Consider the following 14,932-nt stretch of genomic DNA (forward strand, 5'->3'; position numbering starts at 1 on the left):
TGAAACGATGACGAACGACGCCATGCAAATAGATGTGGGAACACTTGCCCCGTATCTCGAGCGGACGATCGAAGGGTTCAACGGGCCGGTCAGTGCGCAGAAGTTCGCGGGCGGTCAGTCGAATCCGACCTTCCTGCTGAAGGCGGCCAGCGGAAACTACGTGTTGCGCCGCCAGCCCGGCGGCCCGCTGCTGAAGTCGGCGCATGCGGTCGATCGCGAGTTCCGCGTGCTCGAGGCATTGACGAAAACGGACGTGCCGGTCGCGCGCGCATATCACCTGTGCACGGATCGCGATGTGATCGGCACGATGTTCTACGTGATGAGCTTCGAGGAGGGACGCATTTTCTGGAATCCCGCATTCCCGGAGATTTCGCGTGACCAGCGAGGCGAGTATTACGACGCAATCGTGCGCGCGATGGCGACCTTGCACGACGTGGACGTCGATACGGTCGGTCTGTCCGACTATGGCCGGGCCGGCAATTACTTCGAGCGTCAGATCAATCTGTGGACGAGGCAGTACCGGGCGTCGGAGACGAGCCGTATCGACGCGATGGAGAAGCTGATCGCATGGCTGCCGCTTCATTGCCCAGCCGACGACGGAACCCGCTCGCTCGTGCACGGCGATTTCCGCGTCGACAACCTGATCTTCGATTCGCAGGAGTGCCGGATCAAGGCCATGCTCGATTGGGAATTATCGACGCTGGGCAATCCGCTTGCCGACCTGGCTTACTTCTGCATGTGTCTGCGGCTTCCCGCCAATGGGCCGGTCGCGGGCCTTCAAGGAATGAACCGGGCTGCGCTGGGTATTCCGGACGAGAAGGCGATCGTCGCGCGGTACTGCGAATTGCGCGGCATTCCGGGAATCTACGGCTGGTCCTTCTATCTCGCGGTCAGCTTTTTCCGCCTCGCCGCCATCGCACAGGGCGTCAAGAAACGTGCGATGGAGGGCAACGCTTCGCATGCCAACGCGGGCGCAGTCGGCGAAATGGTGGAACAACTCGCGCAGATGGCAGTGAGCGCGCTGGAAGAGCAAAGCTGACAGGCTGCGGAGGAGCGCACTGCGCAAACGGGTGACGCCCCAACGAACATGAATCATCGACAGGAGTACGGAGCAGCATGAGCACCAAACTTTTCGATCTGAGCGGAAAAATCGCGCTCGTCACGGGGGCCAGCCGAGGCATCGGTGAAGAAATCGCCCGGTTGCTGGCGGAGCAGGGCGCGCACGTGATCGTGTCTAGCCGCAAGCTGGAAGAGTGTCTGGCCGTCGCGGAGAAGATCCGCCGCGAGGGCGGCAACGCCGAAGCGCTGGCCTGCCACGTGGGCCGCATGGAGGACATCGCAAGAACGTTCGACTACATTCGCACGCACCATGGGCGCCTCGACATACTCGTGAACAATGCGGCGGCCAACCCGTATTTCGGGCACATCCTCGATACCGATCTCGCGGCATACGACAAGACCGTTGAAGTGAACATTCGCGGCTATTTCTTCATGTCCGTGGAAGCCGGCCGATTGATGCGCGAGCATGGCGGCGGCGCCATCGTCAACACCGCTTCGGTGAATGCGCTGCAGCCGGGCGATATGCAGGGCATCTATTCGATCAGCAAGGCGGCGGTCGTCAACATGACGAGGGCGTTCGCCAAGGAGTGCGGCCCATTCGGGATTCGCGTCAATGCGCTGCTTCCCGGCCTGACGCGGACGAAGTTCGCGAGCGCGCTGTTCGAGACCCCGTCGATCTACGAAGAGTGGATGAAAAAGATCCCGCTTCGTCGCCACGCTGAGCCGCGCGAGCTTGCCGGCGCGGTGCTGTATCTCGTGTCCGATGCCGCGAGCTACACCAATGGGGAATGCCTGGTCGTGGACGGCGGGCTGACCATCTAGTGAAAGGAGTCGCCGCCGCTATATCGTCGCGACCGGATCGGTGCACGGTTTTGACGCGGCAGGCGAGCGAAAGGAGACACGATGCAATTCGATTACACACCGAAGGTCCGAGAGCTGCAGTCGAAGCTGCTCGATTTCTTCGAGACTCATATCTATCCGAACGAGCACCGGTACCAGGCCGAGATTCAGGCCAATCGGCAAGCCGGCAACGCGTGGATTCCGACGCGCATTATCGAGGAACTGAAGCCGCTCGCACGCAAGGCCGGACTTTGGAATCTGTTCCTGCCGCGCTCGCCACGCGCGCCGGAAGGTCTTTCGAACCTCGAATACGCGCCGCTGTGCGAAATCATGGGGCGCGTCCCCTGGTCGCCCGAAGTGTTCAACTGCTCCGCACCGGACACGGGGAATATGGAAACGCTCGAGCGTTACGCGAGCGAGGCATTGAAGGACCGCTGGCTGGAACCGCTGTTGCGCGGCGAGATTCGGTCTGCGTTTCTGATGACGGAGCCTGCAGTCGCCTCGTCGGATGCGACGAACATATGCTGCCGCATCGAGCGCGACGGCGATCACTACGTGATCAACGGGACCAAGTGGTGGTCGTCGGGCGCCGGAGACCCGCGTTGCAAGATCTACATCGTGATGGGCAAGACCGATCCGGACGCGGAGCGTCATCAGCAACAGTCGATGATCGTGGTGCCGGCCGATGCGCCGGGTATTACGGTCAAGCGCTATCTGCCCGTGTTCGGGTACGACGATGCGCCTCACGGCCATATGGAAGTCGAACTGAAGGATGTGCGCGTGCCCGTGGCGAATCTGCTGCTCGGCGAGGGCCGCGGCTTCGAGATTGCACAAGGCCGGCTCGGGCCGGGCCGCATTCACCACTGCATGCGCAGCATCGGCGCCGCCGAACGTGCGCTCGAATTGATGTGCGAGCGCAGTCTCAGCCGCGTGGCGTTCGGCAAGCCGCTGGCCGAGCAAGGCGTGACGCAGGAGCGCATCGCCGAAGCGCGCTGTGAGATCGAAATGGCGCGCCTGCTCACGCTGAAAGCGGCGTGGCTGATGGACACGGTCGGCAACAAGGCGGCGCGAGCCGAAATCGCGATGATCAAGGTCGTCGCGCCGAACGTGGCGCTGAAGGTCTTGGACTGGGCGATCCAGTTGCACGGCGCCGCGGGGGTATCGGACGATTTCCCGCTGGCCTATGCGTGGGCGAACCAGCGCACGCTTCGGCTGGCGGACGGCCCGGACGAAGTGCATCGCAACGCGATCGCCCGGCTCGAACTCCAGCGGCATTCTCGACGAGACCGCGGTTGACGGGCGCTGTAAAACAGTTCTGATCTCAGGAGTCGGGCATGCAAAGGGAAGTGGTGGTTGTCGGCGGTGTGCGCACCGCGATTGGAAAGTTCGGCGGTAGTCTCAGGGATCAGCCGCCCACCGCGCTCGGCGCATTCGTCGCACGCGAGGTGCTGGCGCGCGCAGGCGTGCAGGGCCAGGACGTTGGCCGTGTGGTGTTCGGCAACGTGATCGCCACCGAGCCAAGGGATCTCTATCTGGCCCGGGTCGCGGCGCTGGATGCCGGCGTCTCCGAGGAGACGCCGGCAATGACGGTGAACCGTCTGTGCGGCTCGGGACTGGAAGCGGTCATTTGCGCTGCTCAGGCGATTCTGCTCGGTGACGCCGAGGTCACGCTCGGCGGTGGTGCGGAGAATATGAGTCGCGCGCCTTATCTCGCGACAGATGCTCGTTTTGGCGCGCGGATGGGCGACAGCCGCCTCGTCGACATGATGCTCGGTGCGTTGCACGACCCGTTTCATTCGATTCACATGGGCATCACCGCCGAGAATGTCGCGCGCAAGTACGGCATCACGCGAGAGCAGCAGGATGAGCTCGCGCTGGAGTCGCATCGGCGCGCGGCGCGGGCCATCGCGGAGGGACGTTTCGCAGATCAGATCGCCGCGTTGAAGAGAACCGTGAAAGGGCAAACCACGGTGTTCGATACCGACGAGCACGTGCGCGCCGACCTCGGATATGACGAGCTTGCCGGTTTGCGTCCCGCGTTCGTCAAGGAAGGCGGCACCGTGACGGCAGGCAATGCCTCGGGCATCAACGACGCGGCGGCGGCGCTTCTGATGATGGACGCCCAAACCGCCAGCACGCGCGGGATCAGCCCGCTCGCGCGCCTCGTTTCATACGCGCACGCGGGAGTGGATCCGCAGTACATGGGCATCGGTCCCGTGCCCGCGACGCTCGCTGCGTTGAAGCGCGCGGGGCTGCATGCGTCGGATCTCGATGTGATCGAGTCGAACGAGGCATTCGCGGCACAGGCGTGTGCGGTGACGCGGATGCTCGAACTGGATCCGCAGAAAGTCAATCCCAATGGGTCGGGCATCTCGCTCGGCCATCCGATCGGCGCCACCGGTGCGCTGATCACAGTCAAAGCCCTCCATGAGCTCGAACGAATCAATGGACGCTATGCGCTCGTGACCATGTGTATTGGAGGCGGGCAGGGGATTGCGGCGATATTCGAGAATCTTCGGCGCGCCTAGGCTCGTCGATCGCAGGGGAACAACATGTCAATCGAAACGATCAGCGTGATCGGTGCAGGTGCGATGGGCAGCGGTATCGCCCAGGTGGCCGCCGTTGCCGGCCTGGAGGTCGTGGTCATCGACGTAACCGAAGCCGCGCTGGAAAAAGGTCTTGCCGCAATCAAAGCTGGCCTGGAGCGGCTGGTCAGCAATGAGAAGCTAGACCACGCAGCGCGAGAAGCCGCTCTCGCGCGCATCCAGATATCGACCGACTATGAGCGGCTCGCGAACAGCGATCTAGTTATCGAGGCGGTCACGGAAAACGTCGAAATCAAGCTCGGCATTCTGAAGCGAATCGAATCGGTCGCCAACGAGAAGGCCGTTATCGCCACGAACACCTCTTCGATATCGATCACGACGCTGGCCGCATCGCTAGCGGATCCTTCACGGCTCGTCGGGATGCATTTCTTCAATCCGGTGCCGACCATGCAGCTCGTCGAGATCATCTGCGGTCTGCAAAGCAGCGCAGCGGCCGCTGAAGCTGTCGTCGAGCTGACGCGACGTCTCGGCAAGACCGCGGTTCGAGTCAAAAATTCGCCGGGTTTCGCCGTCAATCGAATTCTCGTTCCGATGATCAACGAAGCCTTTTTCGTACTCGCGGAGGGCGTGGCGACCGCGGAGGAAATCGATGCCGGAATGCGGCTCGGCGCCAACCATCCGATTGGTCCGCTTGCGCTCGCGGATCTCGTGGGGCTCGACGTGTGTCTTTCGGTGATGGATGTCCTTCACAGCGACATCGGCGATCCGAAGTACCGCGCATGTCCGCTTCTGAGAGAACTGGTTCGTGCCGGACGGCTCGGTCGAAAGACCGGTCGCGGCGCGTTCCAGTACGACTCATCGCCCCCGGAACGACGCTCGCGTCTCGTCAGCGGCCCGAACGACTCGGTGCGGCCGGGCGTAGAAGAAGTCATGAATTGATGGCTTTTTGCATTCTTATGGAGTTCGCTAATATGAAGCAGTCCACGATCAAAGCCACACTATCGTTCAGCGATAACTCGCCGAGCGTTGAAATGCCGATTTACAAGGGCACGATTGGCCCGGATGTCATCGACATTCGCAAACTATACGGCCAGACCGGCAAATTCACGTACGACCCGGGCTTCATGTCGACGGCGGCGTGCAACTCCGAAATCACGTATATCGACGGCGACAAGGGCGAGCTGCTGTACCGCGGCTATCCGATCGACAACCTCGCGCAGAACGCCGACTTCCTCGAAACCTGCTATCTGCTGCTGAAGGGCGAACTGCCGAACGCGCAGCAGAAAGCCGAGTTCGAGAACACCGTCAAGCAGCACACGATGGTGCACGAGCAGATGCAGTTCTTCTTCCGCGGCTTCCGTCGCGACGCGCACCCGATGGCGATTCTGGTTGCCGCAGTCGGCGCACTGTCGGCGTTCTATCACGACTCGCTCGACATCAATAACCCGCGTCACCGCGAAGTGTCGGCAATCCGCATGATCGCGAAGCTGCCCACGCTGGTCGCGATGGCGTACAAGTACAGCATCGGCCAGCCGTTCGTGTATCCGAAGAACGACCTGTCGTACAGCGCGAACTTCATGCGCATGATGTTCTCGAACCCGTGCGAAGAGTACGTGGTCAACGACGTGCTGGTGCGCGCGCTCGACCGTATCCTGATCCTGCACGCGGACCACGAGCAGAACGCGTCGACGTCGACCGTGCGTCTCGCCGGTTCTTCGGGTGCGAATCCGTTCGCGTGTATCGCGGCGGGTATCGCGTGTCTGTGGGGCCCGGCGCACGGCGGCGCGAACGAAGCCGCGCTGAACATGCTGGAAGAAATCGGCTCGGTCGACAACATTCCTGAGTTCATCAAGCAGGTGAAGGACAAGAACTCGGGCGTGAAGCTGATGGGCTTCGGCCACCGCGTGTACAAGAACTATGATCCGCGCGCGAAGCTGATGCGCGAAACCTGCCACGAAGTGCTCGAAGAGCTGGGCCTGCACGACGACCCGCTGTTCAAGCTCGCGATGGAACTCGAAAAGATCGCGCTAGAAGACGAATACTTCGTGTCGCGCAAGCTGTACCCGAACGTCGACTTCTACTCGGGTATCGTGCAGCGCGCGCTGGGCATTCCGACGTCGATGTTCACGTGTATCTTCGCGATGGCACGCACGGTCGGCTGGATCGCGCAATGGAACGAAATGATCGCCGATCCTGAGCAGAAGATTGGTCGTCCGCGTCAGCTGTTCGTCGGCGAGGGTAGGCGTGTGGTTGGCCAGTGCGGCGAAGCTCGGGCAGGTGATCAAATGCGGCAACCGGGTGAGAGTGAGTAACGCCAGGATGCGCGTGCGATGTGCTGGCAAGCGGCAAGCCGCTCGGCCGCAACGAATCTTTGAGTGCAGCGTCGTGAGATGGAACCGGCGCACTGACATTCTGGCCTCGATAGAGGAAGCGTCGGTCAGGACGCTGATCGGTTGGCCGCCGTTGTGCGCCAACCCATTTGGCGTCAACAGGAGAGAACTATGCTAGGGAAAAAGCTTCTTGTCGCTGCGGCCGGTGTGCTCGCACTAGCGGCGACCGCAAATGTCTTCGCACAGGCAAGCGACGCCGGCACGGCGGCATCGAGCGCCAAGTCGGCAAAGCAGGCCAATCGAGCGCTCGCCAGGGAGGTCCGCCGCGCTCTGTCCAGGACGAAGAACCTGAACATCAGCAACATCAATGTGCGGGCGAACAATGGCGCGGTCACGCTCGCGGGTACCGTGCCAGACGCTACGATGATCGATAGGGCTGGCGAGGTTGCCAAGGGAGTCGCCGGAGTCAGTTCCGTGAAAAACACGGTTTCCATCCGCCCGCCAGGGCAGTAGCAGGTCCGAGGGTGAACGTGTCCGTGTGCATTGGCGCACACCACCCTTGACCGGCAGTCGCACGGCACTAGGACGTCAAGACGATTGCCGACTTCAGACGAGATAGCGGCCAGGCCATACGCAACGATTGCCGGCAATTTGTGATGCTTCGGCTTAACGCCGGTTGGCGCGAAAACCTAAAACTATGGCGCCTGATCATCAAAGCGCATCGCGGGATTGCCTTATCGTGTGTGTGACCGAATCGCCGATGTTTCGAGCGGTATTTCATAGGCGCCCGCGTGGCCCGTTCTTGCAGCGACGAACCATCACATGCCCTGGCACGCGCGCTTCTGCCGGGATGCGAGCGCCGCGCCCCGTCCCGCTGAGTTATTCGATCAGCCGGGACTTCCTGAGTACCGGGTATGCAGATGGAGCGCGCCGGCATGATCGTTGACGCGCGGTACTAACGAGCTTGGGAAACCATACGAAATGATTTTGTGTTTCACAAGGACCAGCCTGCTGGGCCACGCCGATCGCGAGGATACTCCTCGATGACCTCTTCTGACCAAAACCTGAATGAGCAAGCCTGCAGTGAAAGAGGCGAGCGATCCGTCCTCAAGATCGAAACGTTCTTCGACTTCGTTTGCCCCTGGTGTCTGATCGGCAAGCGCAATCTGGATGTGGCCGTTTCGCGTTTCGAAAGCTCGCGGCCCGATGTGCGCGTATCGGTGCAGTGGCGTTCTCACCAGTTGCTGCCCGGCATGCCTGTCGAGGGTTTGCCCTACCAGGCGTTCTATCGCGATCGTCTTGGGAGTGCGGAAGCCGTGGCGGCGAGGCGTGCGCAGGTGCAGCGAGCAGGCGATGACGCGGGCATCAAATTCGCCTTCGACCGCATCGAGGTGATGCCGAACACCGCCGCTGCGCACGAACTTGTGACCTTCGCGGCGAGCCGTGGAACCGGCGTGCAGACGACGGAATTGATCGACCGGATTCTCACCGCCTACTTCATGGAAGGCGAGAACGTTGGCGACAGCGAGGTCCTCGCGCGCCTTGGCCTCGAATTCGGCCTCGAGTACACGAGTCTGACGGCACACCTGACGGCGTCAAAGCGTGCCACGGATCTCGCCGGCCAGCGAAGCTCGTTCGGCGACGCGAAGGTGAGCGGCGTGCCGCATTTCGTGTTCAACACGCACTACTCGCTGTCGGGCGTCTATTCGCCAATGGCGTTGGCAAGTGCCATGACGCTTGCCGTCGCGAATTGAAGCCGTACGGCAACGTCGCGCGCATACGTTTTGATCCCGTCTGTCCGGACCGCAAAAAGGCCGGAGTTATCCGTCATGAAAGTGCGGATAGCGGGGCGGGCCATCGCGACGCTGCACGCGGCGCGCGCTTGCGGCGGACAAGCTCCCGGGCACCGCGCTCGATATCTTCGAGCACCACCTGACGGCGGCCGACCGGGAGCGGCTTCATGCCGAATTCATCCATGCATGCCTCACAGGCGACGACGGCCCGAACGAGGCGGACCGCAATGACCTGGGCGGTGCCAGCTCATAGCGTTCCGGCCGCCGGCGACGACTCGGGTTTGCCCCTGGTTCGCGATAAACAAATGGAATTGCTTTTCGACGAATTTTGATTGGATTTCCAACGGATGCGGACATATCGTGCGTCAGTCCAATGCCGCAATGCGTGCGTTCGGATCGAAAAACGGCCTCGCCGATAGAACAAAACATCCAGGAGACTTACCTTATGGAGCAATCCTCTACGGTGCCGCGTGTGCCGGAGTCGGGCGCTAGTGGCGCTCAGAACATCGCTTCCAACGACCAGGCTTCGCCAAGGGTGCGGCGAATTCAGCGTACCGCGCTTGTTTTGCTCCTCCTGAGCGGGGTCATCAACTATATCGATCGCGCAACGCTGTCCATCGCGAACCCGCTGATCCGGCACGATCTTGGACTCTCGGTCGCGGAAATGGGCCTGCTGCTTTCGGCGTTTCTCTGGGCTTATGCGTTTGCGCAACTGCCAGCGGGCGCGCTGGTCGATCGCTTCGGCGCGCGCGTCATGTTAACCGTCAGCCTGGCGACATGGTCGGTGGCGCAAGCGTTCGGCGGCGTCGTGAACAGCTTCGGCCAGTTCTTCACCGCTCGCATGGTGCTGGGAATAGGGGAGGCACCGCAGTTTCCAACGGCGGCCAAAGGTTGCCGACGTATCTGCAAATGGAACTTCACCTGACTATTGCGAAGTCGGGATGGGTGGCTGCGGTTCCCTATCTCTTTGGCGTGGTGGGCAGTCTCTCTGGCGGAAAGATTTGCGATGTGCTCGCGCGGCGAGGGGTATCGGCAATCAACAGCCGGAAGTACCCGATGGCGGCCTCGCTTGCCGGTGTCGCCGTGTTCACGGCACTGACCGGTCTCACGCACAGCGCAACGCTGGCGGTCGTGTTCATCTCGATCTCTATGTTGCTGCTGTATGTCTCGAGCAGTGCGGCCTGGGCGACGGCGTCCGTTGCTGCGCCCGCCAATTGCACCGCGTCCATCGGCGCCATGCAGAATTTCGGGGGCTACTTCGGGGGCGCGCTGGCACCGGTGGTCACGGGCTTCATCGTGCAGCAAACACACTCGTTCCAGCCCGCGCTGTTCGTAGGGGCGGGTGTTGCCGCTGTCGCGGTGATGGGCTATTGGCTACTCGTACACGGCCCAATACCGCCGGCCGCGCTTACCCGTGATGTGTAACGGCAAAACGACGCTACCGCGGGCGAGGGTCTGGGGCTCTCGCTCTAATCAGTCAGGTAGTGCGGCAGGAAGCCTGATTTCATAGCGCTGCGCGCAGGCCTCAAGCGCCGGGGCGATCGTCGGGTGCAGTGCCACTCCGTCGCGCAGTTGCTCGCGCTTGAGGCTGAGTCCGCGATCTCCCGGCATCCGCACACCTGCCGTTCCGGGGCGCGGCGGATTATCTCTGCATGCATCGCCGAGCCAGTCCATCTGCCGCGCGAACGCTCCGAGACCGCCAAAAGCCGCCGGATCGTATAGCGACAGAAACACGGTGGCGCCCCATCCATCGGCAGGATCGGCTCGACCGTGGCCTGCCAGGCCTCCCGTCAGCGCCTCGATCAACAACGCCAGCCCGAAGCCCTTATGCCCCCACGTCATGCCGCCAATCGGTAAGATGGATCCCGGGGGCTCAGCGGAGAGCACGCCGGGATCTCGGCTGGGCTGCCCGTCCGCATCGAGAAAGCATGCTTCCTCGAAGAGTTGTCCCGCTTTATGTTGGCGCGCGGTCATGCCGTTCGTCACGGTCGACGAGGAGATATCGATCAGAAACGGCGTGCCCGAGGTTGGAATGCCCGCCGCGATCGGATTGGGTGTAAATACGGACCGCGTGCCGCCGTGAGGGGCCACGCTTTGCACCGCCGGGTCGGAACTGCTGAGCAAGATCATGAATCCTTCGGCAGTGGCGTTCTCCAGATAACTGGCAAGGCATGCGATGTGGTGGCTTCGCCGAATCACCAATGTCGCGCTGCCATACTTCCTCGCCCTCGGCGCCAGCCTTTCGATGCCACTGACAACCAGCCACGGGCCCGGAAGACGCCGACCATCCCACAGCACGCTGCCGCCCCGGTCTGAAACGACCTCGGGCTCGCCGTAGCAGGTCATCGTCGCGTTTTCGATCTCACGGATATATGCGGGCAGCAACGCAAGGCCGTGCGTGTCGTGTCCCATCAAGTCACCGTCTACGAGCGTACGAGCGACTGTGCGCGCTTTGACGTCCTCCATTCCGACCCTGACCAGCAGACGCTGTGCGAAGTCTTGCAGTTCATCGGCGGAGTAGCGGACTAATGTATTCATCGTGATTGGGTCAGTGAGGGTGATTGTTCGAAGATTGCCGGGTCGGAAATGCCCGACGCGCTTCGGATTGTCGTTTGAGCTTTTGATAAGCGTCCAATTGCGAATTGAGTAAAATCAATTCCATCTGGTTATGAGTTTGTCTGTGTTTACCCTATGCCGCAAGATTGCACCCTCTCCGTTACCCAACTGCTGACAAAGCTGCGCTTCAGGCATCTCCAGTTGCTTGAACTGCTCGGGCGTAGCCGCAACCTCCGTATCGCGGCTGAGCAGATGCACGTCACGCAGCCGGCCGCCACGAAGATCCTGAGCGACCTGGAGGCGATGTTTGGTGCGTCGCTGTTCGACCGGCTACCGCGCGAAATGCGGCCGACCGATCTCGGTACGCTGTCCGTGCGCTACGCCAGCACGACGCTGTCCGATCTGGGCAAGTTTTCGAGCGAGTTCGCGACATTGAAGAATGGCGGCTATGGTCATCTCACGGTCGGCTTCATTCCGGCTTCCGCCGCACAACTCGTCACCACCGCCATCAAGGAGATCCAGCGCCGACGCCCGAGACTCGTCATCAAGCTGGTCGAGCAAAGTAGCGATCAACTCGCGACATGGCTTGAGGAAAGGCGACTAGATGTGATGATTGGGCGCCCGACAGAGCCACGACATGAAGCGCTTTTCAATGTGGTCGATTTATTGGCGGAGCCGGCGCGTGTGGTCGTCGGGCAGCATCATCCGTTGCTAAAGCAGCGGCGCATCGGGATCGCCGACCTGGGCGAGTGGTCGTGGATCTTGTATCCGCAAGGCACAGCCATGCGGCAGCTGTTCGAAGAGACGTTCGCGGCGGCTGCCATGGTCGCGCCTGTGGGCATCGTGGAAACCCCCTCGATTTTTTCGACGCTAGAGTTGCTGCAGGCCACCGACATGATCTCCCTTCAACCAAAGGCAGCGATGGACAGGTACGTCGAGCATGGCCTACTAGGTTATCTGGACGTGCCGATACGGCGGACAATGTCGAACTACAGCGTCATTACACGAAAAGACGAAGCTGCTTCGCAAGCGGTGAACGAATTCGTTGCCATCCTCTTCGCAATCGCCGCGCAATGCTAGGTTGGTCAACGTGACGGTCGTGAGAGTACGTTTCCCAATTGCGTAACCAGGCATAGTGTCGGCATTATCTTCATGTGCTTGCTGGTAAACCTCGGGTGTCACGGTCTCAGCATCTAGCTGCCTGGTATACGACGCAGTTCGGCTTCACGCTCGCGAAGTCGGCGAGGTGGACCGCTGCATCGGTTTTCGGCGTACCGGTTGCCATCTGAACCCACCTTCGTCACGTATCAGATGGGCGCGCTCATTAATCGATCCAACGACCGTTGTTCAATCGACGGGTGCCACGATTCGCGGGCGGCACGAACGGTTGAATCCGCATCGTCATTCGGCCGGCGATCGCGCTCCACTCGCTCGCAGGATCATGCTCACCACTTCTTCCGTAGTCGCCTCGAAGCGCTTCGTCGCTAGCGCGCGCTTGCCCGAGAGCGCGCATATCTGTGCCTCGAAATCGGCATAGTGCTGAGTGGTTGCCCAGATCATGAACAGTAGGGTCGGCGGATCGACGGGCGCGAGCAAGCCTTTGGCAATCCATCGCTCGATCAGCTTCACACGTGTGTCCATCCACGGCTTCACGCGTTCGAGCAGGATCTCCTGCATATGCGCCGCACCGCTGATGATTTCGTTGGCCCACACCTTCGAGCCGAGCGGGCGGCGCCGTGACAGGGCCATCTTGGCGCGTACGTAGCCGCCTATCGCCTCGACCGGATCGTCGCTTGCATCGAACACGTTGGCGGCCGCGTTCCATTCCTCGAAAACATCGTCGAGTACGCGCCAGTAGAGCGCGAGTTTGGTCGGGAAATAGTAGTGCAGATTGGCCTTCGGCAAGCCCGCGCGCTCGGCGATCAGCGCCGTGCTCGCGCCTTCGAAACCGCGTTCGGCGAACACGGCTTCGGCACAGGCGAGCAGGTGAGATTCATTCGACGCGCGAATCGCGGCTTTGCGCCGGCCGGGCCTATGCGTTGCGTCAGCGGCTGGCTGCGCCAGCGCCGTGCCACGCGTCCCGAAGGGCACGGGTCGCGCGGTGGGTTCGTCGTTGCGCATAGTGTTCGGTCCATTCGAAAGAAATGAGAAGCGCGTCGGCCGCGCGCGTGCCGGCTTCATTGTAGCCACGATGCAAGTGCGTCGCGTATTCACCCGCGTCGGCAGAAGCGCGCAAGTCGGACGTCCGCGTGCTTTTCGCGCACTGCAGCATCAATGGCACGGTTCTCGCTCGTAACTCCGCATTGAATTAGCGAAGTTTATCGTCTAAAACCTGTCCAATCGGACAGGATTCGAAGGGCGGGATTTCAGGAGCCGCATAGTGCTATCCAGGCGTGCACCGCGATGGCTCTTCGCGCCCCAAACGGTGGCGTGCAGGCACGTTTGACGAACACGGACAGGAGGACACGTATGAACGCAGTAAGCGAAGCCGCGCTGACGACCGCGATCCACGTGAACGGCCAGCGCTTGTGGGACAGCCTGATGGCGATGGCGAAGATTGGCGCCACCCCCAGGGGCGGCGTGTGCCGTCTCGCGCTGACCGACCTCGACAAGCAGGGCCGCGATCTCATCGTGCAATGGGCGAAAGAGGCGAACTGCACGGTGAGTGTCGACCAGATGGGCAACGTGTTCATGCGCCGCGCGGGGCGTGACAACGACCTGCCGCCCGTGATGACCGGCTCGCACGCCGACTCCCAGCCGACGGGCGGCCGCTTCGACGGTATCTATGGTGTGCTCGCCGGGCTCGAGGTGATTCGCTCGCTGAACGATTACGGCATCGAAACCGAGCGGCCTGTTGAAACGGTGATCTGGACCAACGAAGAGGGTTCGCGCTTCGCGCCGGCGATGGTCGCCTCCGGCGTATTTGCCGGCGTGTTCACGCTCGAGTACGGGCTTTCGCGCAAGGACGTCGACGGCAAGACCATCGGCGAGGAATTGCAGCGGATCGGCTATGCGGGCGCAGTGCCGTGCGGCGGTCGCAAGATTCACGCTGCGTTCGAGCTGCACATCGAACAAGGGCCAATACTCGAGGCCGAAAACAAAACGATAGGCGTGGTCACCGACGCGCAAGGCCAGCGCTGGTACGAAGTCGTGCTCACGGGGCAGGAGGCGCACGCGGGGCCTACGCCCATGCCGCGCCGCCGCGACGCGTTGCTGGGCGCCTCGCGTGTGGTGCAGCTCGTCAATGAAATCGGCCTGCATCACGCGCCGCTCGCGTGCGCGACAGTTGGCATGATGCAGGTGCATCCGAACTCGCGCAACGTGATTCCCGGCCGCGTGTTCTTCACCATCGACTTTCGCCATCCGCAGGACGAAGTGCTCGCGCAGATGGACGCCGAACTGCGCGAAGGCATCGCGAAGATCGCGGAACAGGGCAAGCTGGAAGCCGAAGTCGAGCAGATTTTCTACTACGCGCCCGTGCCGTTCGACGAGGCGTGTGTGAAGTCCGTGCGCGCGGCGGCCGAGCGCTTCGGCTATTCGAATCGGGACATCGTGTCGGGTGCAGGTCACGACGCGTGCTATCTCGCGACGGTCGCGCCGACCTCGATGGTGTTCGTGCCGTGCATCGACGGCATTAGCCACAACGAAGTCGAGGACGCGACGATCGAATGGATCGAAGCCGGCGCGAACGTGTTGCTGCACGCGATGCTCGAACGCGCGAGCGAACCCGGCTGACGCGCGACGATTGAACGCTAGCGGTCTCAGCGCCGCGCTGTCTTTCCAACGATTCCCCTGTACCGGCCGCGCG

General features: G+C 61.9%; 11 protein-coding genes and 2 pseudogenes. 11 read left to right on the plus strand and 2 right to left on the minus strand.

Annotated features, from left to right (window positions below):
• Window positions 1–7: 7 nt before the first annotated feature.
• The 9 genes and pseudogenes from ACLFKU_RS05440 to ACLFKU_RS05480 all read left to right on the plus strand — a co-directional run bounded on the left by ACLFKU_RS05440 (window position 8) and on the right by ACLFKU_RS05480 (window position 9,993).
• The gene (locus tag ACLFKU_RS05440) at window positions 8–1,039 is read left to right on the plus strand and encodes a phosphotransferase (RefSeq protein WP_368581509.1); all 1,032 of its coding nucleotides are present in this window, start codon (window positions 8–10) and stop codon (window positions 1,037–1,039) included.
• A 77-nt stretch (window positions 1,040–1,116) separates the two neighbouring features.
• Complete coding sequence (locus ACLFKU_RS05445; protein WP_368581510.1) at window positions 1,117–1,881, plus strand: SDR family oxidoreductase; 765 nt, start codon at window positions 1,117–1,119, stop codon at window positions 1,879–1,881.
• A gap of 81 nt (window positions 1,882–1,962) precedes the next feature.
• The gene (locus ACLFKU_RS05450; RefSeq protein ID WP_410848416.1) at window positions 1,963–3,195 is read left to right on the plus strand and encodes an acyl-CoA dehydrogenase family protein; all 1,233 of its coding nucleotides are present in this window, start codon (window positions 1,963–1,965) and stop codon (window positions 3,193–3,195) included.
• 38 nt (window positions 3,196–3,233) lie between these two features.
• On the plus strand, window positions 3,234–4,427 hold the full coding sequence (locus tag ACLFKU_RS05455) for an acetyl-CoA C-acyltransferase family protein (RefSeq protein WP_410848417.1): 1,194 nt from the start codon (window positions 3,234–3,236) through the stop codon (window positions 4,425–4,427).
• Window positions 4,428–4,451: 24 nt separating this feature from the next.
• A pseudogene (locus ACLFKU_RS05460) lies at window positions 4,452–5,297 on the plus strand (3-hydroxybutyryl-CoA dehydrogenase); the annotation flags it as partial.
• Between the two features lie 119 nt (window positions 5,298–5,416).
• Window positions 5,417–6,757, plus strand: a complete 1,341-nt coding sequence (gene gltA / locus ACLFKU_RS05465) for a citrate synthase (RefSeq protein WP_368581513.1) — start codon at window positions 5,417–5,419, stop codon at window positions 6,755–6,757.
• A gap of 189 nt (window positions 6,758–6,946) precedes the next feature.
• Window positions 6,947–7,288: a BON domain-containing protein gene (locus tag ACLFKU_RS05470; RefSeq protein ID WP_368581514.1), complete on the plus strand. Its 342-nt coding sequence runs from the start codon at window positions 6,947–6,949 to the stop codon at window positions 7,286–7,288.
• Window positions 7,289–7,818: 530 nt separating this feature from the next.
• On the plus strand, window positions 7,819–8,529 hold the full coding sequence (locus ACLFKU_RS05475; RefSeq protein ID WP_410848418.1) for a DsbA family oxidoreductase: 711 nt from the start codon (window positions 7,819–7,821) through the stop codon (window positions 8,527–8,529).
• Window positions 8,530–9,013: 484 nt separating this feature from the next.
• Window positions 9,014–9,993, plus strand: a pseudogene (locus tag ACLFKU_RS05480) (MFS transporter).
• 48 nt (window positions 9,994–10,041) lie between these two features.
• On the opposite strand, the gene ACLFKU_RS05485 reads toward ACLFKU_RS05480, so the two are convergent.
• A complete protein-coding gene (locus tag ACLFKU_RS05485) occupies window positions 10,042–11,106 on the minus strand; it encodes an Ldh family oxidoreductase (RefSeq protein WP_410848419.1) in 1,065 nt (354 codons plus the stop codon).
• 153 nt (window positions 11,107–11,259) lie between these two features.
• Between ACLFKU_RS05485 and ACLFKU_RS05490 the strand changes: the two genes are divergently transcribed.
• Window positions 11,260–12,204, plus strand: coding sequence for a LysR family transcriptional regulator (locus ACLFKU_RS05490; RefSeq protein ID WP_410848420.1), 945 nt, complete (start codon window positions 11,260–11,262; stop codon window positions 12,202–12,204).
• A 321-nt stretch (window positions 12,205–12,525) separates the two neighbouring features.
• On the opposite strand, the gene ACLFKU_RS05495 is transcribed toward ACLFKU_RS05490, so the two are convergent.
• A complete protein-coding gene (locus tag ACLFKU_RS05495) occupies window positions 12,526–13,245 on the minus strand; it encodes a TetR/AcrR family transcriptional regulator (protein WP_410848421.1) in 720 nt (239 codons plus the stop codon).
• 348 nt (window positions 13,246–13,593) lie between these two features.
• Between ACLFKU_RS05495 and ACLFKU_RS05500 the strand changes: the two genes are divergently transcribed.
• Window positions 13,594–14,859 carry a Zn-dependent hydrolase gene (locus ACLFKU_RS05500; RefSeq protein WP_410848422.1) on the plus strand — a complete coding sequence of 422 codons (1,266 nt, stop codon included), beginning with the start codon at window positions 13,594–13,596 and terminating at the stop codon, window positions 14,857–14,859.
• Window positions 14,860–14,932 lie beyond the last annotated feature (73 nt).

The sequence above is a fragment of the Paraburkholderia sp. EG304 genome, assembly GCF_046543485.1.
Taxonomy (GTDB): domain Bacteria; phylum Pseudomonadota; class Gammaproteobacteria; order Burkholderiales; family Burkholderiaceae; genus Paraburkholderia; species Paraburkholderia youngii.

Excerpts from the sequence above, each read along its gene's own strand:
- ACLFKU_RS05495 (WP_410848421.1), bottom strand. The coding sequence starts at position 13,245 with ATGCGCAACGACGAACCCACCGCGCGACCCGTGCCCTTCGGGACGCGT.
- ACLFKU_RS05475 (WP_410848418.1), top strand. The coding sequence starts at position 7,819 with ATGACCTCTTCTGACCAAAACCTGAATGAGCAAGCCTGCAGTGAAAGA.
- ACLFKU_RS05490 (WP_410848420.1), top strand. The coding sequence starts at position 11,260 with ATGCCGCAAGATTGCACCCTCTCCGTTACCCAACTGCTGACAAAGCTG.
- ACLFKU_RS05500 (WP_410848422.1), top strand. The coding sequence starts at position 13,594 with ATGAACGCAGTAAGCGAAGCCGCGCTGACGACCGCGATCCACGTGAAC.
- ACLFKU_RS05470 (WP_368581514.1), top strand. The coding sequence starts at position 6,947 with ATGCTAGGGAAAAAGCTTCTTGTCGCTGCGGCCGGTGTGCTCGCACTA.
- ACLFKU_RS05455 (WP_410848417.1), top strand. The coding sequence starts at position 3,234 with ATGCAAAGGGAAGTGGTGGTTGTCGGCGGTGTGCGCACCGCGATTGGA.
- gltA (WP_368581513.1), top strand. The coding sequence starts at position 5,417 with ATGAAGCAGTCCACGATCAAAGCCACACTATCGTTCAGCGATAACTCG.
- ACLFKU_RS05440 (WP_368581509.1), top strand. The coding sequence starts at position 8 with ATGACGAACGACGCCATGCAAATAGATGTGGGAACACTTGCCCCGTAT.
- ACLFKU_RS05450 (WP_410848416.1), top strand. The coding sequence starts at position 1,963 with ATGCAATTCGATTACACACCGAAGGTCCGAGAGCTGCAGTCGAAGCTG.
- ACLFKU_RS05445 (WP_368581510.1), top strand. The coding sequence starts at position 1,117 with ATGAGCACCAAACTTTTCGATCTGAGCGGAAAAATCGCGCTCGTCACG.
- ACLFKU_RS05485 (WP_410848419.1), bottom strand. The coding sequence starts at position 11,106 with ATGAATACATTAGTCCGCTACTCCGCCGATGAACTGCAAGACTTCGCA.